The organism is Mycobacterium sp. GA-2829 (genome assembly GCF_001499965.1).
GTDB lineage: Bacteria > Actinomycetota > Actinomycetes > Mycobacteriales > Mycobacteriaceae > Mycobacterium.
This window is the reverse complement of sequence record NZ_LQIT01000013.1, coordinates 35370-60233: the sequence shown is the minus strand read 5'-3', so window position 1 is coordinate 60233 and position 24864 is coordinate 35370. Positions and strand designations below refer to the sequence as shown.

Genomic DNA, 24864 nt, shown 5'->3' with positions numbered 1-24864 from the left:
GGGCTGCCGCACCAGCACAATGTAATCATGACCTCCCCCTCAGCCGTACCGCAGCGCAACGCCGGGTCGAAGCTGGCCAACCGGATGGCGGCGATGCTGCTCGGCATCGGTGCCCTGCACTTCATCGCGCCCAAGCCCTTCGACGGCATCATCCCCGCGGAGTTGCCCGGCAGCCCCCGGTTCTACACCTATGCCTCCGGCGTGGCCGAACTCGGGGTGGCCGCGGCGCTGGCTGCGCCCCGGACGCGCAAGGCGGGAGCACTGGCCGCCATCGCGTTGTACGTGGCGGTGTTCCCCGGCAACCTCAACATGGTGCGGCTGTGGTGGGACAAGCCGTGGCCGATGCGCATCGCCGCGCTCGCCCGTCTTCCGCTGCAGATCCCGATGATCACCCAGGCGCTGAAGATCTACCGCGCCTCCTGACCGACCGGGCCGCGCGCCGCGTCGAGTAGCGCGGTGAGGTCGTCGACGCCGGGCAGATCGTCCGGGCGCACCGTGTGGTTGGCCCGGATGTAGTGGAACGCCGCACGCACCTGGTCGACCGGGCGGCCGCTCAATTGCGCCCACGCCAACCGGTAGACCGCGAGCTGGATCGCGGCCTGCTGAGCGGCCTCCGGGGTGGCCGGCGGTGATCCGGTCTTCCAGTCGACGACAGTCGCGCCGCCGTCGTCGTCGCCGAACACCGCGTCGATCCGGCCGCGCACCATGGTCTCACCGAGAACCATGTCGAACGGCACCTCGACGTCCAGCGGGGTGCGAGCGGCCCACGGCGACAACATGAACGCCTGCTGCAGTTCGGTGAGGCGTTCGGCTTCGAGGCGCCGGGTGTCGCCGTCGACCGCACCGGGCAGATCGTCGAGGTCGAACAACCGCTCGGCGCCGAAGTAGCGCTGCACCCAGTCGTGGAAGGCGGTGCCGAGCGACGCGTTGGGGTCCGGCGGGACGGGCAGCCGCCGGTTCAGCCGGGACAGCACCGCCTCCGGATCGTCGCCCAGATCGACGAGCGTGCTGACCGAGACCTCGGCGGGCAGGGTCGGCGGCGTCTTCTGCGCCGCGCGTTCACGTTCGGCGAGAAGCGCGTCCACGTCGGCGGCCCACCCGTCGACGTCCTCGACCGGAACGTCGGGGTCGGCCATCGCGCGCGCCACCAGGTCGGCGCCGCGGTCGACGTCATTGCGCCGCTCCCCCGCCGGATCCGCGGGCCACGTGACCTCTTTGACGGTGTCGCGCAACGGGTTCTTCTCCCCGTCGGCGGGTGCGGGCGCCCACTGGTCGATGACCCCGCACGGCGTGCCGTCCCGCTCGGCGCGTTCGATGATCTCCTTGAGCTCCTCGAGGAACTCCGACGGGCCGCGCGGTTTGCCCTCGGTGGCGCCCCAGTGGTGGCCCGACAGCAGCAGCGTGTCCTCCGCGCGGGTCAGCGCGACGTACAGCAGGCGCCGCTCCTCGTCGGTGCGGCGTTGTTCGAGGTGGCGTTTGTGGTCGTTGATCCTGTCGGACAACATCTTTCGATCGTTGACGTCGGAGCTGTCGAGCACCGGCACACCGTGGTCGGTGGTGGTCGCCCGGTCCCCGCGCAGCAGCGGCGGCAGATCCGCCGGATCGGTCAGCCAGGTCCGGGCCTGCGCGGTGGACGGGAAGATGCGGCCGCTCAGATGCGGCACCGCCACCACCTGCCACTCCAACCCCTTGGCGGCATGCACGGTCAGCAACTGCACCCGGTCGGTGGAGACCGCGAGATCCGCCGGCGCCAGACCGTTCTCGCGCTCCATCGCCACGTCGAGATAGGCGAGCAGCCCGCCGATGGTCGCGCCGGGTCGGCTCGCGTAATCGGCGACCACGTCCACGAACGCGTCGAGATGTTCGGTGCCCGACCACCCCGACGGCACCGGCATCCCGGCGCGGGCCTCGACGTCGACGCCGAGGATGCGGCGCACCTCGGCGACGAGGTCGGGCAGCGCCATCCCGAGATGCCCACGCAACGAGGTCAATTCGCGGCCGAGCGCGACGATGCGGCCATACCCTTCCGGCGAATACCGTTCGGCGGGACCGGGATCGCAGATCGCGTCGGCCAGGCAGGCGGCGTCCGCATCGGGCGCGACCTGCGCGACGATCTGCGCGGCCGTCGCCTCGGGACCCGGCCCGCCGTCGTCGAGTTCGAGCGCCCGGCGCCACAGCGCGGCGAGGTCGCGGGCGCCCAGGCGCCACCGCGGACCGGTCAGGGTGCGCACCGCGGCGGCGCCCGCGGTCGGATCGGCCACCAGCCGCAGCATCGCGACCACGTCCGCGACCTCGGTGACCCCCAGCAGACCCGCCAGGCCGACCACCTCGACGGGCACACCGCGCGCGGTGAGCGCATCGGCCATCGGTGCGGCATCGGCGTTGCGACGCAACAGCACCGCCGCGGTCGGCGGGCCCTGCCCCTCCTCGCGCGGCGCGTGATACCGCCGCGCGACCTCGTCGGCCACCCAGTCACGTTCCGCGGCAACATCGTTGAGCAGCGCCAGCCGGGTGGTGCCCGCCTCGGCGCCGGGACGCGGCCGCAGCGACCGCACCGCTACCGACCGGCCCCGCGCCTCCGCCGACACCGCGTTGGCCAGATGCAACGTGCTCGGCGGATTACGCCAACTGGTGCGCAACTCCAGCACCCGGGCCGGGCTGCCGTCGGAGCGCGGGAAGTCGGTGGCGAACCGCGGCAGATTCGTCGCCGACGCGCCGCGCCACCCGTAGATCGACTGGATCGGATCACCGACCGCGGTGAGCGCCAGACCGTCGTCCACGCCGCCGCCGAACAGCGCCGACAACGCCACCCGCTGCGCGTGCCCGGTGTCCTGGTACTCGTCGAGCAGCACCACGCGGTAGCGGGCCCGCAGCTGCGCACCGACCTGCGGGAAGGCGGCGGCGAGCCGGGCGGCCGCGCCCATCTGCATCCCGAAGTCCATCACTTTCTCGTCCTGCATCCGCCGGTGCAGCGCATCGATCAGCGGGATGAGCTCGGTGCGCTCGGTCTGGGTGGCGAGCATGCGCAGCAACCACTGGCTCGGCCCCCGGTCGCGCTGATACGGACCCGCGGGCAGCGTGTGCACCAACCGCTCGAGTTCGACGTGCGTGCCGCGCAATTCGTCGGTGTCGACGAGGTGTTCGGCGAGCTGTCCGGCCAACCGCAGCACCATCTGCGTCACCGCCGCCGGCGTCTTGTCGATCTCCAGCGGGCCGGGATGCTCGCACACGACGCGGTGGGCCAACTGCCACAGTTCGGTCTCGCCGATCAGGCGGGTCTCCGGCTCGATCGGTAGCAGCAGACCGTGCTCGCGCAGCAGTGTGCCGGCGAACGCGTGGTAGGTGCTGACCGTCGGCGGGTCGTCGGTGGTGTCGACCCCGGGCACCAGCCCGGCGCCGGCCAACCGCGCCAACCGGGTGCGGACCCGGCGCAGCAACTGGCCGGCCGCCTTGCGGGTGAAGGTCAACCCGAGCACCTGCCCCGGCGTCGCGTACCCGTTGGCGACGAGCCACACCACCCGCGCGGCCATGGTCTCGGTCTTACCGGCGCCGGCGCCTGCGATGACCACCACCGGACCGGGCGGTGCGGCGATGACCGCGGCCTGTTCGTCGGTAGGCGCGAAAAGACCCAGCGCCGAGGCCAATTCGGCCGGACTGTAGCGAGCGGTCATGCCCTCTCCCCCTCGGACTGTGCCGGGCAGCTGTTGCGCACCGGGCAGTGTGCGCAATTGTCGTTGAGCCGGGCGACGAACGTCGGCCCCTGGGTCGCGGCGGCGGCGTCACCGACGTCGCGGCGCCACTGCGCGACCCCGTCGTCGGTCAGCGCGTCCTGCTCCCGCTCGGTCGGACCCGCGGCACCGCACTTGCCCAGGTACACCAACCGGCCGCCACCGGGCACGTCCCCGTCGGGGAGCAGCCCCGCGGCCACGGCCAGCTGATACATCGCCAGCTGGGCGTGGCGCTGCCCGTCGTCCTTGGTGACCGGGCTCTTGCCGGTCTTCAGGTCCACGACCACCAACCGGCCCTCGCTGTCGCGCTCCAACCGGTCCAGCCGGCCCCGCACCCGAACCGCGGGCCGCTCTTCGTCGTCGTCGCAGACGACGCCCTCGACGTCGACTTCGGTACCCACCTCCGTCAACTCGCGGCGGGTCTGGGTGCGCCAGTGCTCGAACGCCGACAGCATGGCCTGATGACGGGTCAACTCGTTGGCGGCGTGCCACTGCGCCTCGTGAGGCAGGTCCGCCCACACCTTCTCGAGCTCGTTGAGCAGTTGGCTCTCCGTTTTCCCCGACTCCGCCACCAGTGCGTGCAGCAGAGACCCGACCGCGGAGCGGACATCGCGGCCGTCGCGGCCGCCGTGGCGTTCGAGCAGCCAGCGCAGCGGGCAGTCGGTGAGCGTCTGCAGCGTCGACGGCGACAGCGTCACCACATGCTGCTCGTCGTCCCACAGCGGATCGTCGGTGGTCAGCGGCGTCATGAGGTGCCACTGCGTCGGGTCGGCACCCGGTACGCCGGCGGCGGCCAGCCGGGCCAGCTGTGTGGCCGCGCAGTCACGGGCGGCGTCGTCGACCGCACCGTCGGGGGCGCACACCACCGCCCGCAACCGGCCGACCAATGCGGACGGCGCCAGCACCCGCGGGGCCCGCACCGGCGGCTGCGGGTCGCCGCCGTCGTCCGTGGCGAACGCGCTCAGCTCTGCGCAGAACGGCGAGGGCAGCAGGGCTTCGGTACCGCTGTCGCTGTCGACAGCGGTCACCAGCACCCGGTTCCGGGCGCGGCCGAGCGCGGCGATCAGCAGCCTGCGTTCCTCGGCGAGCAGCGGCGCCCGCGACGACACCGCGGCGTCCGCGGAATCGGCGACGCCGTCGAGCACGTCGACCAGACGCTGGGTGCCCAGCACCCCGCCGCGCGGGACGGTGTTGGGCCACAACCCTTCCTGCAGACCGGCGATGACGACGAAGTCCCATTCACCCGCGAGCGCGGCGTGGGCGCTGCGCACCGCGACGGACTCCGTGGCGCGCCGCTCGTCGCGGCGCACCGGCGGTAGGCCGAGCGTGGTCACGTGGTCGAGGAAGCCGCGGACCGATGCGCCCGCGGTGCGGGTGACGTACTGGTCGGCGACGTCGAACAGGGCCGTGACGGCGTCGAGGTCACGGTCGGCCTGAGCACCTGCCGCCCCGCCCCGCTCACTGGCCGCGAGCCACCGCCGCTGCAGCCCGCTGCGATGCCACGCCTGCCACAGCGTGTGCCGCGGGTCGGCCCCCTCGTCGACGCTGCGCCGCGCGGCCGTCAGCACCGCGCGCACCCGGCGCAGCGGACGCTCGAGTTCGGCCGACACGGCGGGCGGCGGCCCGGTGAGCGCCTCGACGAGCAGGTCGGCGAAGTCCCGCGGCGGTTGGCTGCCGTCGGCGCGCCGCAATGCCCGACGCACCTGCCGCATCGTCACCGGGTCGACCCGCCCGATCGGACCGGCGAGCAGCGCCTCGGCCTGCGCACCGGTCAGGGTGTCGGCGGTGGCCTCGAGGACTGTCAGCAGCGCGCGTACCGCGGGCTCTTCGACCAGCGGCGCGGCCGTGGACAGGTCGACGGGCACCCCCGCCGCGGTGAGCGCACGCGCCAACGGCGCACCCGTGCGCGGCAGGGACCGCACGATCACCGCCATCTGCGACCACGGCACCCCGTCGACGAGGTGTGCGCGGCGCAGCGCGTCGGCGATGAGACCGGACTCGGCGTGGGCGGTCGCGGCGATCCGCACCGCGACTGAACCCTCGGTGGCGGAGGCGGATCCGACGAACTCGGGACGTTGACCGGGCAGCCGCCGACCCAGCCCGTTGATCGCGCGCGCCACGGCGGGTGAACACCGGTGCGAGCGGGTGAGGGTCACTGCGACGCCGTCCTCGTCGCGCAGCAGCGCCGGGTCCGCACCGCGGTACCCGAACACCGACTGGTCGGGGTCACCGGCGTACACGGTCAGGTCAGCGCCGGCGGCCAGCACCCGAACGAGCCGGGCGGCCTGCGGGTCGAGGTGCTGGGCGTCGTCGACGAGCAGCAGACCGATCCGCTGCCGTTCGGCGGCCAGCAGATCGGCGTCCATCGCGAACGCCTCGAGCGCTGCCCCGACGAGTTCGGCGGCGCCCAACGCCGGTGTCGTGGCCTGCGGCGCGGCCATCCCGACCGCGGAGCGCAGCAGCATGATCTGCTCGTAGGCCTGGGCGAACCGGCCCGCCGCCGCCCACTCCGGGCGCCGCGACATCCGGCCGAGGCGTTGCAGCGCAAGCGGATCGACGCCGCGTTCGGTGCAGCGGGCCATCAGGTCGCGCAGCTCGGTGGCGAATCCGGCGGTGGCCAGCGCGGGCCGCAGTTCGGCGGGCCACGCGACCGGGGACCGGTCACCGTCCTCGAGGTCACCGGCGAGCATCTCGCGGATGATGCCGTCCTGTTCGGCACCGGTGATCAGCCGCGGCGGCGCATCACCGTTGCGCTGCGCGGCCAGCCGCAACACCGCGAACGCATACGAGTGAATGGTGCGGACCAGGGGTTCGCGCACGACCTGCCGGACGCCGCCGTCGAGCAGCCTGCGGGTGACCGCCGCGCGGGCCGCCGAGCGCAGCGACGCCGAACCGGTCAGCAGCAGAACCGATTCCGGATCGGCCCCGGCGGCGATGTGCGCGGCGGCCGCGTCGACCAGCAACGTCGATTTGCCGGCTCCGGGGCCGCCGAGCAGGCGCACCACGCCACGCCGCCCGGGCGCGAGCAGCATGCGCGGCTCGGTGTGCTCGGCGGTGGTCGTCTCGACGTCCGGTGCGGTCATGAGGGCATGACATCACGGGGGTACGACAAGTCCCCGTCGGTGCGGGCTGGCACCATCGTCGGTGTGAGCCTGCACGTGCACCGCTACGGTCCGTCCGAACCCGTTCAACTGCTGGCCGTGCACGGTCTGACCGGCCACGGCAGACGCTGGCAGACGATGGCGAACACCTACCTGCCCGAGTTCGCCGTCGCCGCACCGGACTTGATCGGCCACGGCCGCTCCACGTGGGCCGCGCCGTGGACGTTGGACGCCAACACCGAGGCGCTCGCCGCCCTGCTGGACGCCGACGGCGGCGGTCCGGTCGTGGTGGCGGGCCACTCGTTCGGCGGCGCCGTCGCGCTGGCGCTGGCGGCGGCGCGGCCCGACCTGGTGTCCGGTCTGGTGCTGCTCGACCCCGCGGTCGGTCTCGACGGCGAATGGATGCGCGAGATCGCCGACGATATGTTCGCCTCCCCCGACTACACCGACCGCGACGAGGCCAGGGCCGAGAAGGTCTCCGGCTCGTGGGGTGAGGTCGATGCCGTCGAGCTCGACCGTGAACTCGACGAGCACCTGATCGCGCTGCCGAACGGTCGCAGCGGGTGGCGCATCAGCATCCCGGCGATGATGTCCTACTGGAGTGAGCTGGCCCGGCCGGTGACGCTGCCCCGGGATGGGACGCCCACCACGCTGATCCGCGCGACCCGGACCGATCCCCCGTACGCCACCGATGAGCTGATCGCCACGCTCGACGCCGCGCTGGGCGACGATCTGACTGTGCTGCACTGGGATTGCGACCACATGGTCGGCCAGGCCAAACCGGCGGAGACGGCCGAGGTCATCCGCGGACACCTCGAACGGCGCTGACCCGTGGCGGCCATCACCGACGAGCAGGTGGAGGCCGTCCGCGCGTTGGTGGCGCAGATCCCGCCGGGCCGGGTCGCGACCTACGGTGACATCGCCGAGGCGGCCGCGCTGTCGAGTCCGCGCATCGTCGGCTGGATCATGCGCACCGACTCCTCGGATCTGCCGTGGCACCGGGTGATCAGCGCATCCGGCAGGCCCGCACCACATCTGGCCACCCGACAGCTCGAACTGCTGCGCGCCGAAGGGGTGCTGGCCACCGACGGGCGGGTGCCGTTACGGGAGATCCGGCACGTCTTCCACTAGAGGATTCGACTAGAGCACCAGGCGGACCAGCGCCGCGGTGCGCGCCAGACCGGGGAACGCCGCCGCCGTCGACCGCGGGTGCAGAGCGTGCACCGCGAGCCGGAACATCAACGCGCGCAACAACATCTGCGGCCACTCCGGCAGCGACGCCCAGCGTTCGATCAGCCCGTCGTCGGCCTCACCCCACGACAGCGCGTCGACGACGACCACACCGGCCGCCCACGACGCCGGCCGCCAGTACGGCGTGATGTCGGTGATGCCGGGCGCGGCGGCCCCGGCGAAGAGCACCGTGCCGTAGAGATCGCCGTGCACCAGCTGACTCGGGCTCTTGGTGACCCGGCGCAGCGTGGCCAACTGGTTGATGAGTTCGATGGACCGCTGCCCGTCGGCCGAACCGGGCGCGACCCGCGCACCCGGCGGCAGCGAGTGCAGCGGGCGTTCCTCCCAGGCCGCGCGGTCGGCGGCGATGAACACGTCGACGTCCGCCCACGGCGCGACCGGGGGCTGGGTGAGGAAACGCGGCCGCTCGAGCGTCGCGGTGGCCTCGTGCAACCGGACCGCCGCCGAGACGACCTCGTCGTGGCGGGGCTCCGGTGTCCCGGCGACGAACGTGTCGGCCCGCCAGCCGGCGACCACGTAGCGGCCGTCGGTCGAGCGCACCGGCCGCGCCAGCCGCACACCGTCGACGAACAGGGTCTCCCGCACCTTCGCCGACCAGGCCGCCCGGGCGTGGTCGGCAATCATCGACAGCACCACCTCGCCGCAGCGCCAGCCGCCCTCCCAGCTCGAACCGAGCGGAACCGGGCGCACACCGACCAGCCCGAACGCCGCCAGGACATGGTCGGGCGGTCGCTCGATGCTCACAGGGTCAGGCTACCGGTGACACCCTCGACAATTGGCGCGCTGACCTGCTGTGTCGCCGAGCCGTTGCCGTGCTGAGACCTGCGGCCGGTCAGTACATCACCATGTCGGGTTCGAGTTGGCGCGCCCACGCCACGATGCCGCCCTGCAGGTGCAGCGCCTCGGAGAACCCGGCCTTCTTCACCGCCGCCAGCGCCTCGGCCGAGCGAACACCGGTCTTGCAGTAGAGCACCGGGATCCGGTCCTGGGGCAGCTTCGCGAGCCCGTCGCCGGCCTCGATCGTCGACTTGGGGATGAGCTCGGCGCCCTCGATGCGGTTGATGTCCCATTCCACCTGCTCGCGCACGTCGATCAGCGCGACCGGCTTGCCCGCGTCGATCAGTTCGCGCAGCTCCAGCGGCGTGACGGTCGAATCGGCCGCCGCCGAGGCCGCCGCGTCGGAGACCACCCCGCAGAACGCGTCGTAGTCGATCAGTTCGGTGATCTTCGGCGTCGCCGGATCCTTGCGGATCTTGATCGTGCGGTAGGTCATGTCGAGCGCGTCGTACACCATCAGGCGGCCGAGCAGCGGTTCGCCGATCCCGGTGATCAGCTTGATCGCCTCGGTGCCCATCACCGATGCGATCGAGGCGCACAGGATGCCGAGGACGCCACCCTCGGCGCAGGACGGCACCATCCCGGGTGGCGGCGGCTCGGGGTAGAGGTCGCGGTAGTTCAGGCCCTGCGGTTTTCCATCCGGCGCGTCGGGGGCGTCCTCCCAGAACACCGAGACCTGACCCTCGAAGCGGTAGATCGACCCCCACACGTACGGCTTGTGAGCGAGCACCGCGGCGTCGTTGACCAGGTACCGGGTCGCGAAGTTGTCGGTGCCGTCGAGGATCAGGTCGTACTGCTCGAACAGCCCGACCGCGTTCTCCGGTTCGAGGCGCTCCTCGTGCAACTGCACGGTCACCAACGGGTTGATCTCCAGGATCGAATCGCGTGCGCTCTGCGCCTTGGACCGGCCGATGTCGGACTGCCCGTGGATGATCTGGCGCTGCAGGTTCGACTCGTCGACGACGTCGAATTCGACGATGCCGATGGTCCCTACCCCCGCGGCGGCCAAGTACAGCAGTGTCGGCGACCCCAGGCCACCGGCGCCGATCACCAGCACCTTGGCGTTCTTCAGACGCTTCTGCCCGTCGAGACCGAGGTCGGGGATGATCAGGTGGCGGCTGTAGCGAGCCACCTCCTCGCGCGTCAGTTCGCCCGCCGGCTCCACCAGCGGAGGCAATCCCACATTCCCGGACACCGGTATCTCCTCAAAATTCTGCGGTGCGTCGACCACAGCGGTCGAGTCACCTCAACAATAGGCACCCTCGACAACACCGGATGTGCCCGCAGGCTTCCCGTCAGGCGATCGGATAGGGCCAGGGATTGAAGCGGCACGTCAGCCCGTCGGCACGCACGGTCTCGGGGTCGAACCGGGAGGCGTCGTCGTTCGAGGTGGAGAACGTCTGCTGCATCATGATCGGCGCCAGTGCCCCGTTCTCGATGCACGATTCGTGACGCTGGTAGCCGATCGCGTGGCCCACTTCGTGGTTGATGACGTACTGGCGGTAGGACCCGATGTCGCCCTGGAACGGCACCGCGCCGCGCACCCAGCGGGCCTCGTTGATGAAGACGCGGGGCTGATCGCCGAGGTAGGCCGGGTTATAGCAGGAGGCCTCGAGCGGGATGTCGTATCCGCAGCCCTCACGGATGGTCAGCGGCGAGGTCAGCGACACCCGGAAGTCGGGTTCGCCGGTGTCGATGCGGGTGAAGGCGAACTGCGGGTTGTGGGTCCAGCTCTTCGGATTGGCCAGGGTCTCGTCGACCATGCGGGCGAATCCCTCGTCACCGCCGAACCCCGTGGTGTCCAGGCCGTCCTCGACCTCGACGGTGTAGGTGAAGTTCTTCGTGGTGCCCTGCCCGACCTGCGCGGTGGCGCCGGGGACGATGTGCCAGGTGCGCGCACCGGCCTCGGTGAACGGCCCGCCCGCGGGCAAGATGCCCGTCGGCAGGTTGGCGTCGAACTGGGTGAGTCCCTTCGGCGGCGCCCCGACGATCGCCGTGCTGGCCGCACCGATGGTCGGCGGGCCCTGCACCGGTCCCTCCTCGTCGGCGACCTGTTCGGGGACGGCGGTCCCGGTGACGGTCTGATAGATGACGACGACGGTGAGCACCGCCAGCACCGGCAGCGCGTAGGCGCGCCATCCGTAGGTCGACACGAACCGGCCGAGCCAGGTCTGTTTGCGCCACTGCCGCCGCTCGTCGCGGTTGGAGCGGGCGCGGCCGCTGTCCGCCGCGAGGGGGTCGCGCTGGGCGCGCAGCGGGTCGCGGTGGCCACGTGGCGGCTCCTGCCACTCGGTGCGCACCGCGGGGACCCGACCGTCCCCCCGACGCTCTGGACCCATGTGTCCTCCACGCGCGCGGGAGTCGTAGGTCACGAAAACAGGATGGCACAGACCTGTGGCGATGAGTTTCCGGCACGCCACCGCCTTCGCCACCGGTGTCGAGACGCGGGCACCCCCGCTTCGGTAGTAATGTCGCCAGCGATGCGCGCCTCGGCCGAACACCGCCCAGCGCGCCAGCCGATTCCAGATTGAGGACTTGATGAGCGATCTCGCCAATACCGCTGAGAGGAGAGGCGACAAGCCGTCCAACGGCACCGGGGTGTCGAAGAGCAACCGGCGGGGCAATCGACTCCCTCGCGACGAGCGCCGCGGTCAGTTACTGATCGCCGCCAGCGAGGTTTTCGTCGATCGGGGCTACCACGCCGCCGGTATGGACGAGATCGCGGACCGGGCCGGGGTCAGCAAACCCGTGCTGTATCAACATTTTTCGTCGAAGCTCGAGCTGTATCTCGCGGTACTGCAACGCCATGTCGACAACATGGTGTCCGGTGTCCGCCAGGCGCTGCGCACCACCACGGACAACCGTCAGCGGTTGCGCGCGGCGGTCCAGGCCTTCTTCGATTTCATCGAGCACGACAGCCAGGGCTACCGGCTGATCTTCGAGAACGACTACACGACCGAACCGCAGGTCGCCGCCCAGGTGAGAGTGGCCACCGAGGCGTGCACCGACGCGGTCTTCGATCTGATCAGCCGGGACTCCGGCCTGGAGGCCCACCGGGCCAGGATGATCGCGGTGGGCCTCGTGGCCATCAGTGTGGATTGCGCCCGTTACTGGCTGGACGCCGAACGGCCCATCTCCAAGGACGATGCGGTCGACGGCACCGTCCTGTTCGCGTGGGGCGGGTTGTCCCACGTGCCGCTCACCCGTTCTTGACGGCCTCCGAGCCGACCACACCGAACCCCACCCGACGCACGTCGGCGGCGCCGATCTCCACGTAGGCGATCCGGCTGGTCTGCACCAGGAACCGCCTGCCCTTCTCGTCGGACAGTGCCAGCACGTTGCCGCCCGCACCCTCGGCGAGGGCGTCGGTCACCAATTTCTCGACCTCACTGGGCGTCTGCGCGCTGTTGAGGACGAGCTCACGCGGGCTGTCCGTGACACCGATCTTGACCTCCACGCCTGCACCTTTCGTCGTGTCTCACCGACTCCCTGTCGTTATCGGAAAGGCTAGTGGACGGCCTCGCGACCGCGTCGCCCTGGTGATTACGCGCTGCGCGAAGCGGCCGTCGCGCCGACGCGGCCGTCGCGCCGAAACCGCATTCCCTGCTGCCAAGCTTGTGGCCTGGCAGCAGGGAATGCGGTTTCGCGGGTCACGGGTGGCGACCGAACCGACGCAGGACCGTGACCGAATCGGATACTCGCCGACCTCAATTGTCACTTCTGCCCCGCTAGCATCGGGCTCAGAGTCGCTGGAAGCTACCGGAAAGCCATCATGACCAGGCATTACTCGCCGCATTCGCCGTACAGGTCCGCGCGTCGGAACCGTTCGACCGAGGAGCCGTACTCCGCCGCCGAGCACCCGGGCCACCGCCATTACGCGGACTCCACCGTCGGGCTGGACACCTACCGCGGATACGCCGATCAGCGCCCCGACTACGGAACCTATCGGCCCTCCGGGCAGTACACCGCCGAGGAGACGGCGGACTCCCGCTACGACGACGGTGCGGACTACGAGGATTACGAGGACTACGAGGACTACGACGCGTACGTCCTGCCCGTCGACAGCCGCTGGAAGTGGATCGCCGGTGGAGCGGCCGCCATCCTGCTGGTCGCGGTGATCTGCACGTTCGTGATCCTCGGCGGCGGCGACAGCGGTTCGGTGTCCGCAACGGTCGGCACCTCGGCCGAGAACCGCGCACCCGCGCCGACGGCCACCGCGGCGCCGCCGCAGGACACCGTCGCACCGTCACCCCCGCCGGTCGCCTCGCTCTCCCCGGAGACCGTCACCACCGTCACCCCGACCGCACCCGCGCCGACCGAGAGCGCCGTCCCCGAGGCGCCCAGCGCCGTCGCTCCCCCGCCGCCGGCCGCCACCCCGCGGGAGATCACCTACACGGTCACCGGCAACCCGCAGATCATCGACTTCGTCACGGTCATCTACACCGATCAGCAGGGTGCGCTGCAGACCGAGGTCAACGTGACGCTGCCGTGGTCGAAGACGGTCGTGCTCGACCCCGGCGTCGAGTTGAAGTCGGTGACCGCGACCAGCGTGGGCGGTCAGCTCAACTGCGCGATCACCGACGCCGCGGGCACCGCGCTGGTGTCGCAGAACAACAACTCGATGATCGCCACCTGCACCCAGTAGCGCTCAGGCCAGGCCGAGTTCCTGCATCCGGGCGTGGTGGGTCTGCTGCAGCCGGTCGAAGAACTCGGCCATCTGGGTCAGGCCCTCACCCGAGGACATCACCAGGTCGACGAGTTCGTCGTGGTCGGCCAGCACGTACTGCGCCTGCGTGATCGCCTCGCCGAGCAGCCGGCGCGACCACAGCGCCAACCGGTGCCGCTGCCGGTCGCTGGCGGTGAGCTCGGCGAGCGCCTCGGCGACGACGAACTGGGAGTGGCCGGTCTCGGCGAGTACACCGCGTACCACCGAGGCCACGTCGTCGGGCAGCGCGCCGGTGATCTCTGAGTAGAAGTCCGCGGCCAGCGCATCGCCGATGTAGGTCTTCACCAGCGCCTCGAGCCAGGTGCTCGGGGTGGTCAGTCGGTGGTAGCTCTCCAGCGCGGAGGCGTACTTCGTCATCGCGGGCACCACATCGACCCCACGCTGCTCCATGGCGTCGCGCAGCAACTCGTAGTGGTTCATCTCCGCGGCGGCCATGCTCGCCATGTTGATGCGTCCCCGCAGGTTCGGCGCCATCCGCGCCTCCTCGGTCAGCCGGTAGAACGCGGCGACCTCACCGTAGGCGAGCAGCGCGAACAGTTCGACGACGCCGGGATGATCAGCCGCCACACCGGCCGCCGGCGCGGTGCTCGTCTGCTCTCCCGAGGCTGCAGGCTGCGTCGAATTCATGGGCCAACTGTAATGGCCGCGCGGCGTCGATCCGCGCCGGCAAAGCCATCCAGGGTATGATGGCTCCAGGCGGCGGCTCATTCGAGACGGGCCGCTACCCAAAGAAATGTGCGTGCACGCGTTGGCCCGCCTCCGAAGTGCGAGGCCCAACGGATCGGTTCCGCCCGTCAGGGGCGATGTAGCCGCTTCATCGTCAGACTCGTGTGCGCGTGGAAAACCACGAGGTCCGACCATGAGTCGACTATGAAAGGCCACGTTCACTTCGCATGACTCCTTTGACAACTCCCGTTGACATGACATTCGCCAGCCTGGGCGTCCGCGACGAGATCTGTCGCGCACTGGCCGAGGAAGGCATCCACCAGCCGTTCGCCATCCAGGAACTGACGCTGCCCATGGCGTTGGCCGGCGACGACCTCATCGGTCAGGCCCGCACCGGGATGGGCAAGACCTACGCCTTCGGTGTCCCGCTGCTACAGCGCGTCACCACCGACACCGACCGGCCGCTCACCGGCACCCCGCGCGCCCTGGTCGTCGTCCCCACCCGCGAACTGTGCCTGCAGGTCCACAGCGACCTGTCGCTGGCCGCGAAGTACCTGACCGCGGGCGACCGCAAGCTCTCGGTCGTGTCGATCTACGGCGGCCGCCCGTACGAGCCGCAAATCGAATCGCTGCGCAAGGGCGCCGACGTCGTCGTCGGCACCCCGGGCCGGCTGCTCGACCTGGCCCAGCAGGGCCACCTGCAGCTGGGCGGTCTGAACGTGCTGGTGCTCGACGAGGCCGACGAGATGCTCGACCTGGGCTTCCTGCCCGACATCGAGCGCATCCTGCGCCAGACCCCCGACACCCGCCAGGCGATGCTGTTCTCGGCCACCATGCCGGATCCGATCATCACGCTGGCCCGCACGTTCATGAACCAGCCCACCCACATCCGGGCCGAGGCGCCGCATTCGGCCGCCACGCACGACACCACCGCGCAGTTCGCCTACCGGGCCCACGCGCTGGACAAGGTCGAGATGGTCAGTCGCATCCTGCAGGCCGAGGGCCGCGGCGCGACGATGATCTTCACCCGCACCAAGCGCACCGCGCAGAAGGTGGCCGACGAACTCGCCGAGCGCGGCTTCAAGGTCGGCGCCGTCCACGGTGACCTGGGCCAGGGCGCGCGCGAGAAGGCGCTCAAGAGCTTCCGCACCGGCGAGGTCGACGTCCTGGTGGCCACCGACGTCGCCGCCCGCGGCATCGACATCGACGACATCACCCACGTCATCAACTTCCAGATCCCCGAGGACGAGCAGGCCTACGTGCACCGCATCGGCCGCACCGGGCGTGCAGGCAAGACCGGTGTCGCGGTGACGCTGGTCGACTGGGACGAGCTGCCCCGCTGGTCGATGATCGACAAGGCCCTCGGCCTCGACACCCCCGACCCGGCCGAGACCTACTCCAGCTCCCCGCACCTCTACGAGGAGCTGAACATCCCCACCGACGCGACCGGTTCGGTCGGCGAGGCGCGGATCAGTTCGTCAACGCGGCGGGCCGAGCGCGCCGAGCGCGACGGCGACGAGAAGCCGGCGCGCAACCGCAGCCGTCGGCGCACCCGCGCGGGTAAGCCCGTGACGGGCCACGTCGAGGGGTCGGCCGACCAGGCGACCGCCGAGGCCGAGGACAGCGGTGACACCGAGGACAGCGGTGAGCGCGCCCCGCGGCGGCGTCGCCGGCGCCGTCCGCGCAAGGCCGCTTCCACCACCAGCTGACCCGACAGCCGGCCTCATCAGTGGTCAAACCCGAACGCCGCACGCGCGGCGACGTGATGGCCGCCGTGGCGATCGCCGCCGTGATCGCGCTGGTCGCGGCGGTGGTCTGGTGGACCAGCGACGCCAGGGCGACCATCAGCGAACCCGCCGCTTCGGCCGTACCGGATCCAAAACCCGCAGCCGCGGTGCCGTCGGCGCTGCGTGAAGTGTGGAGCGCTCCGAGCCCGAAGACCCGGTTGCCGGTCGTGGTCGGCGGCAGCGTCGTCACCGGTGACGGTGACACCGTGGTCGGCCGTGACCCCGCCACCGGCGACACCGTGTGGCGCTACGCCCGCGGCATCGACCTGTGCGGGGTGACGTCGGTCTACCACTACGCGGTCGCGGTGTACCCGGATGCGCGGGGCTGCGGTCAGGTCAGCACCATCAACGGCCGGACCGGTAAACGCGGCAACGCGCGCAGCGGCTACGCCGACCGCGAGGTGACGTTGAGTTCGGACGGCACCACGGTGCTGTCCGCCGGTGACAGCCGCCTGGAGCTGTGGCGTTCGGACATGGTCCGGATGCTCAGCTACGGCGCCCTCGACGCGCGGGTGAAACCCGATGTGCCGATCGCGCCGTTGTGCCGGCTGACGTCGGCGGCGGCGAGTTCGGAGGCGGTGTCGGTGCTCGAGGCGTGCCCGAACGAGGACACCCTGCGCCTGACGCTGCTGCGGCCCTCCAACGAGGAGGACACCCCCGACATCAAGTACGTCGAGCTGTCCGATGTGGCGGCCGACTCCGATGCCCGGGTCATCGCGGTCTCGGACAGCACGACGGCGGTGTACCTGCCGACACCGGAACCGACCGTCGACATCGTCGACGAGACCGGGACCACGGTCGCCAGCACGCTGATGACCGCGCCGCCCTCCCCGCACGCCGTCGCGACGCGCGCCGGGGACCTGATCACCTGGTGGACCGGCGACTCGGTGATGGTGTTCTCCGCCTCCGGGTTGCAGTACAAGTACACCGTCACCCCGTCGGGCGGGAACATGCCACTGGGTCCGGCGGCCGAGATGGCCGACCGGCTGCTGGTACCCGTCACCGACGGTTACGACGTCTTCGACCCCGGCTCCGGCGCCGGTGAGCGGCACATCGCGTTGACCCGGACTGCGGTCGACGGTGCCGTCATCCCCGCCGTGGTCGGCGACCGCGTCGTCGAACTGCGCGGCGGTGAGCTGATCGGGCTGGGCTAGGGGGTCCCCTTGCCCGCCGCCGCGACTTACACTCACCTCACCGCGTTGGGGAGGTGACCACGTGGACGAAGGCCGGCCTGAATCGATGCGTGCGCTCGTCGTGCGGGACCGCGCTGCCGGTGTGCACGGCCTGGTGCCCGCCGACGTGCCGTATCCGCACGCCGCCGAGAACGACGTGATCGTGCGGGTGCTCGCCGCGAGCTTCACACCCGGCGAACTCGGTTGGCCCGCAACGTGGTCGGACCGCAACGGGCACGACCGCGTCGACCCGGTCCCCGGGCACGAGATGTCCGGGGTCGTCGCCGAACTCGGATACGGCACCACCGGGTTGACGCTGGGTCAGCGGGTCTTCGGGCTCACCGACTGGGCCCGCGACGGAACCCTCGCCGAGTACGTCGCGGTGGAGACGCGGAATCTGGCGCCGCTGGCCGCGGACGTCGACCCCACGATCGCCGCGGCCGTCGCGATCTCCGGCCTGACCGCATGGCAGGCGTTGTTCGACCACGCTCATCTGGCGGCCGGCCAGACCGTGCTGATCCACGGTGCGGCGGGTGCGGTCGGGTGGATCGCCGTGCAACTCGCGGGCGAGGCCGGCGCCCACGTGATCGGCACCGGACGCGCCGCCCACCGCGATACCGTGCTCGACCTCGGCGCCGACGACTTCGTCGATCTCGGACGCGACGCCATCCCCGAACCCGTCGACGTGGTCCTCGACATGATCGGCGGTGACGTCCAGGACCGCTCGGCCGCGGCGGTGCGCCCCGGTGGTGTGCTGGTCAGCATCGCCGGACCGCCCCGCGTGGTGCCGCACGGCGGCCGCGCGCTGTTCTTCGTCGTCGAACCCGACCGCGCGGGGTTGCTCCGCCTGCAGGACCGCATCCGCGACGGCCGGCTGCGGCCGCCCCCGGTGACGGTGTACCCGTTCGACAAGGCGGTCGCGGCGTTCGACCCCGCCCACCGCGAGCGGGGTAAGACGGTCGTGCGGATCGGCTGACCCGCTAGAGCTCCGGGGTGTAGGTAGGCATGCCCTTGCCGTTCTTCCAGTGTTTGAGCAGCGCGGCCGCGAGCTCGCGGTAGGCCAGCGCCCCCTTGTTCTTGCGGCCGGCCAGGACCGAGGAACCCGATGCGCTGGCCTCCGCGAAGCGCACCGTGCGCGGGATCGGCGGGGCCAGCACCGGCAGCTCGTACCGGTCGACGACATCGAACAGCACGTCACGGCTGTGCGTGGTGCGCGAGTCGTACAGCGTCGGCAGGGCGCCCAGCAGCTTCAGGTCCGGATTGGTGATGGCCTGCACGTCGGACACCGTCCGCAGGAACTGGCCGACCCCGCGGTGCGCCAGCGTCTCGCACTGCAGCGGCACGATCACCTCGTCGGCGGCGGTCAAGCCGTTGAGCGTCAGCACGCCCAGCGACGGTGGACAGTCGATCAGCACCACGTCGTAGTTCCCGGACACCTTGGCGAGCGCCCGTTTGAGCGCATGCTCGCGACCGGCGCGCATCAGCAGCATCGCCTCGGCGCCCGCAAGGTCGATGTTGGCCGGCAGCAACGTCATTCCCTCGGGTGTCTCGACCAGCGCCGCATCCGGTTCGACCTCCCCGAGCAGCACCTCGTGCACCGAGACCGGCAGCTTGTCGGGGTCGTGGCCCAGCGAGAACGTCAACGAGCCCTGCGGGTCCAGGTCGACCAGCAACACCTGCTTGCCGCTCTCCGCCATCGCCGCCCCCAACGACGCGACCGTCGTCGTCTTGGCGACCCCACCCTTTTGATTAGCGACTGCAAGTACCCGCGTCACACGTGCCATCCTGACACGGCCACGCCCCGAATACGGGACGTGCGGCAGAATCGACGGGTGTGGGCCTGACCGACCATCGACTTCTGCTGATCCGCCACGGCGAGACGGAATGGTCGCGTTCCGGGCGACACACCAGCCGCACCGACCTCGAACTCACCGAAACCGGCCGTGAGCAGGCGACACAGACCGCCGAGGCGCTGGACCGGCTCACCCTCGCGGATCCGCTGGTGATCAGCAGCCCGCGCCGGCGTGCGCTCGACACCGCGAAATTGGCGGGCCTGACCGTCGACGAGGTGTCCGATCTGCTCGTCGAATGGGATTACGGCGACTACGAGGGCCGCACGACGCCCGAGATCCGCGAGAGCGACCCCGAATGGCTGGTGTGGACGCACGGCTGCCCGGGTGGCGAGACCGTCGAGGCGGTCACCGAACGCGCCGACCGTGCCGTCGAGATGGCGCTGGGCCATCTGGAATCCCGCGACGTCATCTTCGTCGGACACGGTCACTTCTCGCGCGCCGTCATCACCCGGTGGGCGGAGTTACCGCTGACCGACGGTATTCGCTTCGCCATGGTGGCGGCGTCGATCGCGGTGTGCGGATGGGAGCACGGGGTGCGGCAGATCAGCGCGCTGGCGCTGACCGGCTATCCGCATCCGTGCAAGCCGACATGACCGGATCCGCGGCCGAACCGACGTTCGTGCTGGCCGGCCCACAGGGTGCGGTCGTCGCCGACGGGATGCACACCGCCTATCCCGCGCTGACCGAGGCGCGCGCCGCGCTGGCCGACGGCGACACCCCGATCGTCGTGGGGGCGTTGCCTTTTGACCTGACCGCACCGACGGCGCTGTTCCGGCCGCAGGAGGTTTCGTTCGGTGCGACGCCCCCGGAACCGCCGGTCACCGACCTGCCCGCCGTGCGCATCGCCGAGTTCCGGCCCGCGCCGGAGGAGCACCGCGCCCGCGTCGCGTCGGCGGTGGCCGCCCTCAACGACCCCGGCACCGGCCTGCACAAGGTCGTCCTCGCGCGGGCGCTGCAGCTGACCGCCGAGGAGCCGCTCGACGCCCGAATTGTGTTGGCGCGCTTGATCGCCGATGATCCGAGTGCGAACGCCTACCTGGCCGACCTGAGCGGGGCGGGCGGCCGCTACCGCGGCACCGCGCTGGTGGGCGCCAGCCCGGAGCTGCTCGTCGCGCGGCGCGGCGACGTGGTGACGTGCCAACCGTTCGCCGGGTCGGCTCCCCGGCACGCCGACCCGGAGGCCGACCGCGCCAGTGGCGCCGCGCTCGCCGAATCGGCGAAGAACCGCCACGAGCACGCCGTGGTGATCGAGCAGGTGCGCCGGGCCCTCGCCCCGTTCTGCGCGGAGTTGGATATCGCCCCGAACCCGCATCTCAGCGCGACGGCCGCGGTCTGGCACCTGAGCACCAAGATCACCGGCCGTCTTCGTGAAAAATCCACGACCGCATTGGATCTCGCGGCCGCATTGCATCCGACGCCCGCGGTGGGCGGGGTGCCCACCGACCGGGCCGCGGCGCTGATCGCCCGACTGGAGGGCAGCCGCGGCTTCTACGCCGGAGCCGTCGGGTGGTGCGATGCAGCCGGCGACGGCCGCTGGGTGGTGTCCATCCGCTGCGCGCAACTGTCCGCCGACCGCCGCAGCGCCACCGCGCACTCCGGCGGCGGGATCGTCGCCGAATCCGATCCCGACGACGAAGTCGCGGAGACCACAACGAAATTCACCACCATCCTGTCCGCACTGGGGGTAACACCATGACCGTGACGGTTCGACGGGTCCGACCCGGCGACGAGGTCGAGCTGACCGCGATGGTGCACGAGCTGGCCGCCTTCGAACGGGCGTCGCAGGAGTGCACGGTCACCGAAAGCCAACTGCGCGATGCGCTCTTCGGCACCGAACCCCGGGTCTACGGCCACATCGTCGAGGTCGACGGCCGGGCCGCCGCCGGCGCGCTGTGGTTCTACAACTTCTCGACGTGGGACGGCGTCGCCGGCATCTACCTGGAAGACCTGTTCGTCCGTCCGGACCACCGGCGCCGCGGCCTGGCCCGCACCCTGCTCGCGACACTGGCACGGGAATGCGTCGAGCACGGCTACAGCAGGCTGAGTTGGGCGGTGCTGGACTGGAACGAGAATGCGATCGCGCTCTACGACGCCGTCGGCGGGAAACCGCAGACGGACTGGATCACCTACCGGGTGTCGGGTCCGGAGTTGTCGGCGCTGGCGGAGTCCTGAGCGCCCAGCCACTCGAGCGCCGAGGGGCTGAACAGCAGGAGCAGCGCAATCACCGCGACCGCGGCGACCGGAATGCCGTAGAACCACTGGTGCGATCCGACCGCGACGTACCACGTCACCGGTAGCAGCAGCAGTTGGGCGAACACCGCGATGCCGCGGCCCCACCGCCGTCCGGTCCACAGCGCCCACCCGGCGGCGAGCACCCCGCCCCCGACGATGCCGAACCACATGGCGTTGCCGAAGCCGCTGACGATGTGCTGGTCGGCGCCGAACAGTCCGCGCACCACGAACAGCAGGGCGGCCACCACCCCGGCGGCGCCCTCGATCGCGACCAGGACGGCGGCCTGGCGCACGGTGGAGGGGGCGGGAACGGTCACGACGTAAAGCCTAGATGCTCGCCGTTAGGCTCATGCCTCGTGCGTGCCGTGCTGATCGTCAACCCGAACGCCACATCGACCACCGCGGCAGGCCGGGATCTGCTCGCCCACGCGCTGGAGAGCCGTGTGGAGCTCACGGTCGCCCACACCGACCATCGAGGCCATGCCATCGAGATCGCCCGCGAGGCGGCCACTCAGGGGGTCGACGTGCTCATCGTGCACGGTGGCGACGGCACCGTGAACGAGGTCGTCAACGGTGTGGTGAGCGCAGGTCGCGACGCGGACGCACCGGCCGTCGGGGTGGTGCCCGGCGGATCGGCCAACGTGTTCGCCCGCGCGCTGGGCATCAGCCCCGATCCGATCGAGGCCACCAACCAGCTCGTCGACCTGCTCGGCGAGTACCGGCGCACCGGGGTATGGCGACGGATCGGCCTGATGGACTGCGGCGAGCGGTGGGCGGTGTTCACCGCGGGCATGGGCGTCGACGGCGACGTCGTGGCCGCGGTGGAGGCGCAGCGCGCCAAGGGCCGCAAGGTGTCGGCGTCGCGCTACATCCGGGTGGCGGTGCGCGAGGTCCTCGCCAGCGTGCGCAAGGAACCGACGCTGACGCTGCATCTGCCCGGCCAGCAGCCGACCGAGGGCGTGCACTTCGCGTTCGTGTCGAATGCGAGCCCGTGGACGTACGCCAACGCCCGGCCGATCTGGACGAACCCGGGCACGACGTTCGAGACGGGGCTCGGAGTGTTCGCCACGACCAGCATGAACGCGTGGGCGAATCTGCGGCTGGCGCGGCAGATGTTCGCCCGGGAACCCGATCCGGTGGCGCGCCATCTCATCCGCGACGACGATATGGCGTGGGTGCGGATCACCTCCGCGGTCCCGGTGGCGTGCCAGATCGACGGAGATTACGTCGGGCCGCGCGAAACCATGACCTTCACCGCGGTTCCCGACGCGCTCGCGGTCGTCGCGCCGTCCGCGAAAACGCTCTGACCTGCGCAAAAGAAAACGTCAAAAAAATTTTGCGCGCAAGTGTGTTGAGTGTAGTACGAGTGGGTAAGCGGACCTGGAACGTGGTCGCGCCAGTGACGTTGCACACGTGTTAACGCACATCTCTTGACATCCGTCGAGCCTGTGAAAATATCGGATGCAACAGTGCAGAAACATTTGTGTGCACGCGTTAACAGCCGAAGAAAAGCTCGTGCGCCCTGCTGCGCACATAGTGAGGAGTTAAAACAATGGATTGGCGTCATAAGGCCGTCTGTCGCGACGAGGATCCGGAGCTGTTCTTCCCGGTAGGGAACAGCGGGCCGGCGCTCGCGCAGATCGCCGACGCGAAGCTCGTCTGCAACCGGTGCCCCGTCACCACCGAGTGCCTGAGCTGGGCTTTGGAGTCCGGTCAGGACGCCGGCGTGTGGGGCGGCATGAGCGAAGACGAGCGTCGCGCGCTCAAGCGTCGCAATGCCCGCACCAAGGCTCGCAGCGGAGTCTGAACCAGCTAGAACCTTCAGTGAAGGCCCCGACGGAAGTCGGGGCCTTCACTGTGTTCGAAGACACAATTCAATTACAGAGAACCATTCCGTGTGAATCCGGCTTTCAATGTCCGGTGCGCGCACTGGCCAACCTCGGCCGCTCCCGCCTACTGCGCGGCTCGGCCGCTTCCGCCTACTGCGCGCTCGGCCGCTCCCGCCTACTGCGCGGCTCGGCCGCGGCGCCCGATCGGGACCCTCAGCACCACATCCGTCCCCCCGCTCGGCACATCGTGCATCCCGAGCGACCCGTCCAACTCCGCCGAGACCAACGTCCGCACGATCTGCAACCCCAGCCGGTCTGACTTCTCGAGGCTGAACCCGGCGGGCAGCCCACGGCCGTCGTCGTGCACCACGACGTCCAACCACCGGGCCGAACGCTCCGCGCGGATCGTGACACTGCCCTGCGCGGTGGTCGCGTCGAATGCGTGCTCGATCGCGTTCTGCACCACCTCGGTGATGACCATGACCAGCGCCGTCGCCCGGTCGGCGTCGAGCACGCCGAGATCGCCTTCGCGTTTGATCCGGATCGGCGGACCGACGCTCGCCACGTCGTTCATGATCGGCAGGATGCGGTCGACCACCTCGTCGAGGTTGACCTCCTCGTTGACCGACATCGACAGCGCGTCGTGCACCTGGGCGATCGACGACACCCGGCGCACCGACTCCATCAGCGCCTCACGGCCCTCGGCGTTGTTCGTCCGCCGCGCCTGCAGCCGTAGCAGCGCCGCCACCGTCTGGAGATTGTTCTTGACGCGGTGGTGGATCTCGCGGATCGTCGCGTCCTTCGACAGCAGCGCCCGGTCGCGCCGCTTCACCTCGGTGACGTCGCGGATCAGCACCGCCGCACCGGCCGCCGCGCCGTGCACCACCAGCGGGATCGTGCGCATCAGCACCGCGGCGCCGCCCGCGTCGACCTCCATGCGCATACTCGAACCGCCTGCGAGCGAATCGCGTACGTGGTTGGCCAGTTCCTGAGCCTCGAACGGGTCCGAGATGAGCGGACGCGTCACCGCCACGAGGTTGTGCCCTTCGAGGTCGGCGGCCAGGCCCATGCGGTGATAGGCCGAGATGCCGTTGGGGCTGGCGAACACCACGTCGCCCGCGTCGTCGAGACGGATGAATCCGTCGCCGACCCGGGGGCTCGACCGCGACATCGCGAGGTCGCCCACGTTCGGAAAGGTGCCCTCCGACAGCATGATCAACAGGTCGGCCGCGCAGTCGAGGTAGGCGATCTCCAGCGGGCTGGCCGTGCGTCGCGACGCGAGCGCGGTCTGGTGGGTGAGCACCGCCACGACGTCCTCGCGGTAGCGCACCGGGACCGCCTCGACGTTGAGTCCGGGCGCATCGGTCTGCGCCGTCGGCCCTTCGCGGCCGATGATCCCGGACTCGAACGTCGCCGTCACCAACGGCATGGTCTCGGGTATCGCGGTGGTGCCCACCGCGTCGGCCAGCAGCACGGTGGGGGCGGTGTTCGGCCGCACCTGCGCCACACAGACCAGCACGCCGTCGTCGCGGCGCACCCACATCAGGTAATCGGCGAAAGACAGATCGGCCAGCAGCTGCCACTCCCCGACCACCGCATGCAGATGGTCGACGGCATTGCCGGGCAGGACCGTGTGCTCGGCGAGCAGATCACCGAGGGTCGACATATCGCTCTACCGGGGA

23 protein-coding genes are annotated in these 24864 nt (G+C 70.6%); 13 read left to right on the top strand and 10 right to left on the bottom strand.

Annotated elements, in window-relative coordinates:
- Positions 1-27: 27 nt before the first annotated feature.
- Positions 28-423, top strand: a complete 396-nt coding sequence (locus AU194_RS10290) for a hypothetical protein (RefSeq protein WP_059089135.1) — start codon at positions 28-30, stop codon at positions 421-423.
- Here AU194_RS10290 and AU194_RS10285 read toward each other — a convergent pair.
- Both AU194_RS10285 and AU194_RS10280 read right to left on the bottom strand, forming a co-directional pair.
- A complete protein-coding gene (locus AU194_RS10285; protein WP_059089134.1) occupies positions 408-3671 on the bottom strand; it encodes an ATP-dependent DNA helicase in 3264 nt (1087 codons plus the stop codon). The two genes, AU194_RS10290 and AU194_RS10285, sit on opposite strands and share 16 nt — an antisense overlap.
- Positions 3668-6811, bottom strand: a complete 3144-nt coding sequence (locus AU194_RS10280; protein ID WP_059089133.1) for an ATP-dependent DNA helicase — start codon at positions 6809-6811, stop codon at positions 3668-3670. The genes AU194_RS10285 and AU194_RS10280 overlap by 4 nt, the downstream gene beginning before the upstream one ends.
- Before the next feature lie 6 nt (positions 6812-6817).
- Between AU194_RS10280 and AU194_RS10275 the strand changes: the two genes are divergently transcribed.
- Entirely contained in the window at positions 6818-7657 is an 840-nt protein-coding gene (locus AU194_RS10275; RefSeq protein WP_059089132.1) for an alpha/beta fold hydrolase, read from the top strand.
- A gap of 3 nt (positions 7658-7660) precedes the next feature.
- Positions 7661-7960, top strand: coding sequence for an MGMT family protein (locus AU194_RS10270; protein ID WP_059089131.1), 300 nt, complete (start codon positions 7661-7663; stop codon positions 7958-7960).
- A 9-nt stretch (positions 7961-7969) separates the two neighbouring features.
- Here AU194_RS10270 and AU194_RS10265 read toward each other — a convergent pair whose 3' ends face one another.
- The 3 genes from AU194_RS10265 to AU194_RS10255 form a co-directional block, all read right to left on the bottom strand.
- On the bottom strand, positions 7970-8824 hold the full coding sequence (locus tag AU194_RS10265) for a TIGR02569 family protein (RefSeq protein WP_059089130.1): 855 nt from the start codon (positions 8822-8824) through the stop codon (positions 7970-7972).
- Between the two features lie 88 nt (positions 8825-8912).
- Positions 8913-10112: an adenylyltransferase/sulfurtransferase MoeZ gene (moeZ, locus tag AU194_RS10260; RefSeq protein WP_059089180.1), complete on the bottom strand. Its 1200-nt coding sequence runs from the start codon at positions 10110-10112 to the stop codon at positions 8913-8915.
- 100 nt (positions 10113-10212) lie between these two features.
- On the bottom strand, positions 10213-11256 hold the full coding sequence (locus AU194_RS10255; protein WP_059089129.1) for a DUF3152 domain-containing protein: 1044 nt from the start codon (positions 11254-11256) through the stop codon (positions 10213-10215).
- A 199-nt stretch (positions 11257-11455) separates the two neighbouring features.
- On the opposite strand from AU194_RS10255, the gene AU194_RS10250 reads away from it, so the two are divergent.
- Complete coding sequence (locus AU194_RS10250; RefSeq protein WP_059089128.1) at positions 11456-12130, top strand: TetR/AcrR family transcriptional regulator; 675 nt, start codon at positions 11456-11458, stop codon at positions 12128-12130.
- On the opposite strand, the gene AU194_RS10245 is transcribed toward AU194_RS10250, so the two are convergent.
- Positions 12117-12374, bottom strand: coding sequence for a DUF3107 domain-containing protein (locus AU194_RS10245; RefSeq protein ID WP_059089127.1), 258 nt, complete (start codon positions 12372-12374; stop codon positions 12117-12119). The genes AU194_RS10250 and AU194_RS10245 overlap by 14 nt on opposite strands.
- 315 nt (positions 12375-12689) lie before the next feature.
- Here AU194_RS10245 and AU194_RS10240 point away from each other — a divergent pair, with 315 nt between their 5' ends.
- Positions 12690-13562, top strand: coding sequence for an MmpS family transport accessory protein (locus tag AU194_RS10240; RefSeq protein WP_059089126.1), 873 nt, complete (start codon positions 12690-12692; stop codon positions 13560-13562).
- Positions 13563-13565: 3 nt separating this feature from the next.
- On the opposite strand, the gene AU194_RS10235 is transcribed toward AU194_RS10240, so the two are convergent.
- On the bottom strand, positions 13566-14270 hold the full coding sequence (locus AU194_RS10235) for a ferritin-like fold-containing protein (protein WP_059089125.1): 705 nt from the start codon (positions 14268-14270) through the stop codon (positions 13566-13568).
- A 266-nt stretch (positions 14271-14536) separates the two neighbouring features.
- Here AU194_RS10235 and AU194_RS10230 point away from each other — a divergent pair, with 266 nt between their 5' ends.
- The 3 genes from AU194_RS10230 to AU194_RS10220 all read left to right on the top strand — a co-directional run bounded on the left by AU194_RS10230 (position 14537) and on the right by AU194_RS10220 (position 18244).
- Positions 14537-16018: a DEAD/DEAH box helicase gene (locus AU194_RS10230; RefSeq protein WP_059089124.1), complete on the top strand. Its 1482-nt coding sequence runs from the start codon at positions 14537-14539 to the stop codon at positions 16016-16018.
- Between the two features lie 20 nt (positions 16019-16038).
- On the top strand, positions 16039-17250 hold the full coding sequence (locus AU194_RS10225) for a PQQ-binding-like beta-propeller repeat protein (protein ID WP_059089123.1): 1212 nt from the start codon (positions 16039-16041) through the stop codon (positions 17248-17250).
- Between the two features lie 85 nt (positions 17251-17335).
- Positions 17336-18244, top strand: coding sequence for an NADP-dependent oxidoreductase (locus tag AU194_RS10220; RefSeq protein ID WP_059089122.1), 909 nt, complete (start codon positions 17336-17338; stop codon positions 18242-18244).
- 4 nt (positions 18245-18248) lie between these two features.
- On the opposite strand, the gene AU194_RS10215 is transcribed toward AU194_RS10220, so the two are convergent.
- The gene (locus tag AU194_RS10215; RefSeq protein WP_197417579.1) at positions 18249-19052 is read right to left on the bottom strand and encodes a ParA family protein; all 804 of its coding nucleotides are present in this window, start codon (positions 19050-19052) and stop codon (positions 18249-18251) included.
- 50 nt (positions 19053-19102) lie between these two features.
- Between AU194_RS10215 and AU194_RS10210 the strand changes: the two genes are divergently transcribed.
- The 3 genes from AU194_RS10210 to AU194_RS10200 are packed head-to-tail and all read left to right on the top strand — an operon-like array spanning position 19103 to position 21293.
- Positions 19103-19714: an acid phosphatase gene (locus AU194_RS10210; protein ID WP_059089121.1), complete on the top strand. Its 612-nt coding sequence runs from the start codon at positions 19103-19105 to the stop codon at positions 19712-19714.
- The gene (locus tag AU194_RS10205; protein ID WP_059089120.1) at positions 19711-20817 is read left to right on the top strand and encodes an isochorismate synthase MenF; all 1107 of its coding nucleotides are present in this window, start codon (positions 19711-19713) and stop codon (positions 20815-20817) included. The genes AU194_RS10210 and AU194_RS10205 overlap by 4 nt, the downstream gene beginning before the upstream one ends.
- Positions 20814-21293 (top strand): GNAT family N-acetyltransferase, encoded by a 480-nt coding sequence (locus AU194_RS10200; protein WP_059089119.1) that lies wholly within the window; start codon positions 20814-20816, stop codon positions 21291-21293. The genes AU194_RS10205 and AU194_RS10200 overlap by 4 nt, the downstream gene beginning before the upstream one ends.
- Here AU194_RS10200 and AU194_RS10195 read toward each other — a convergent pair.
- Entirely contained in the window at positions 21248-21670 is a 423-nt protein-coding gene (locus AU194_RS10195) for a hypothetical protein (protein WP_059089118.1), read from the bottom strand. The two genes, AU194_RS10200 and AU194_RS10195, sit on opposite strands and share 46 nt — an antisense overlap.
- A gap of 39 nt (positions 21671-21709) precedes the next feature.
- On the opposite strand from AU194_RS10195, the gene AU194_RS10190 reads away from it, so the two are divergent.
- Positions 21710-22660 carry a diacylglycerol kinase family protein gene (locus tag AU194_RS10190; protein ID WP_059089117.1) on the top strand — a complete coding sequence of 317 codons (951 nt, stop codon included), beginning with the start codon at positions 21710-21712 and terminating at the stop codon, positions 22658-22660.
- 245 nt (positions 22661-22905) lie between these two features.
- The gene (gene whiB1 / locus AU194_RS10185) at positions 22906-23160 is read left to right on the top strand and encodes a transcriptional regulator WhiB1 (protein WP_011558794.1); all 255 of its coding nucleotides are present in this window, start codon (positions 22906-22908) and stop codon (positions 23158-23160) included.
- Between the two features lie 197 nt (positions 23161-23357).
- Here whiB1 and AU194_RS10180 read toward each other — a convergent pair whose 3' ends face one another.
- The gene (locus tag AU194_RS10180; RefSeq protein ID WP_059089116.1) at positions 23358-24848 is read right to left on the bottom strand and encodes a sensor histidine kinase; all 1491 of its coding nucleotides are present in this window, start codon (positions 24846-24848) and stop codon (positions 23358-23360) included.
- Positions 24849-24864 lie beyond the last annotated feature (16 nt).

Bases quoted from the DNA above. Each gene is read 5' to 3' on its own strand.
- AU194_RS10275 (WP_059089132.1), top strand. From the start codon at position 6,818: ATGACATCACGGGGGTACGACAAGTCCCCGTCGGTGCGGGCTGGCACC.
- whiB1 (WP_011558794.1), top strand. From the start codon at position 22,906: ATGGATTGGCGTCATAAGGCCGTCTGTCGCGACGAGGATCCGGAGCTG.
- AU194_RS10220 (WP_059089122.1), top strand. From the start codon at position 17,336: ATGCGTGCGCTCGTCGTGCGGGACCGCGCTGCCGGTGTGCACGGCCTG.
- AU194_RS10215 (WP_197417579.1), bottom strand. From the start codon at position 19,052: ATGGCACGTGTGACGCGGGTACTTGCAGTCGCTAATCAAAAGGGTGGG.
- AU194_RS10240 (WP_059089126.1), top strand. From the start codon at position 12,690: ATGACCAGGCATTACTCGCCGCATTCGCCGTACAGGTCCGCGCGTCGG.
- AU194_RS10255 (WP_059089129.1), bottom strand. From the start codon at position 11,256: ATGGGTCCAGAGCGTCGGGGGGACGGTCGGGTCCCCGCGGTGCGCACC.
- AU194_RS10200 (WP_059089119.1), top strand. From the start codon at position 20,814: ATGACCGTGACGGTTCGACGGGTCCGACCCGGCGACGAGGTCGAGCTG.
- AU194_RS10280 (WP_059089133.1), bottom strand. From the start codon at position 6,811: ATGACCGCACCGGACGTCGAGACGACCACCGCCGAGCACACCGAGCCG.
- AU194_RS10180 (WP_059089116.1), bottom strand. From the start codon at position 24,848: ATGTCGACCCTCGGTGATCTGCTCGCCGAGCACACGGTCCTGCCCGGC.
- AU194_RS10285 (WP_059089134.1), bottom strand. From the start codon at position 3,671: ATGACCGCTCGCTACAGTCCGGCCGAATTGGCCTCGGCGCTGGGTCTT.
- AU194_RS10290 (WP_059089135.1), top strand. From the start codon at position 28: ATGACCTCCCCCTCAGCCGTACCGCAGCGCAACGCCGGGTCGAAGCTG.
- AU194_RS10205 (WP_059089120.1), top strand. From the start codon at position 19,711: ATGACCGGATCCGCGGCCGAACCGACGTTCGTGCTGGCCGGCCCACAG.
- AU194_RS10230 (WP_059089124.1), top strand. From the start codon at position 14,537: ATGACTCCTTTGACAACTCCCGTTGACATGACATTCGCCAGCCTGGGC.
- AU194_RS10235 (WP_059089125.1), bottom strand. From the start codon at position 14,270: ATGAATTCGACGCAGCCTGCAGCCTCGGGAGAGCAGACGAGCACCGCG.
- AU194_RS10250 (WP_059089128.1), top strand. From the start codon at position 11,456: ATGAGCGATCTCGCCAATACCGCTGAGAGGAGAGGCGACAAGCCGTCC.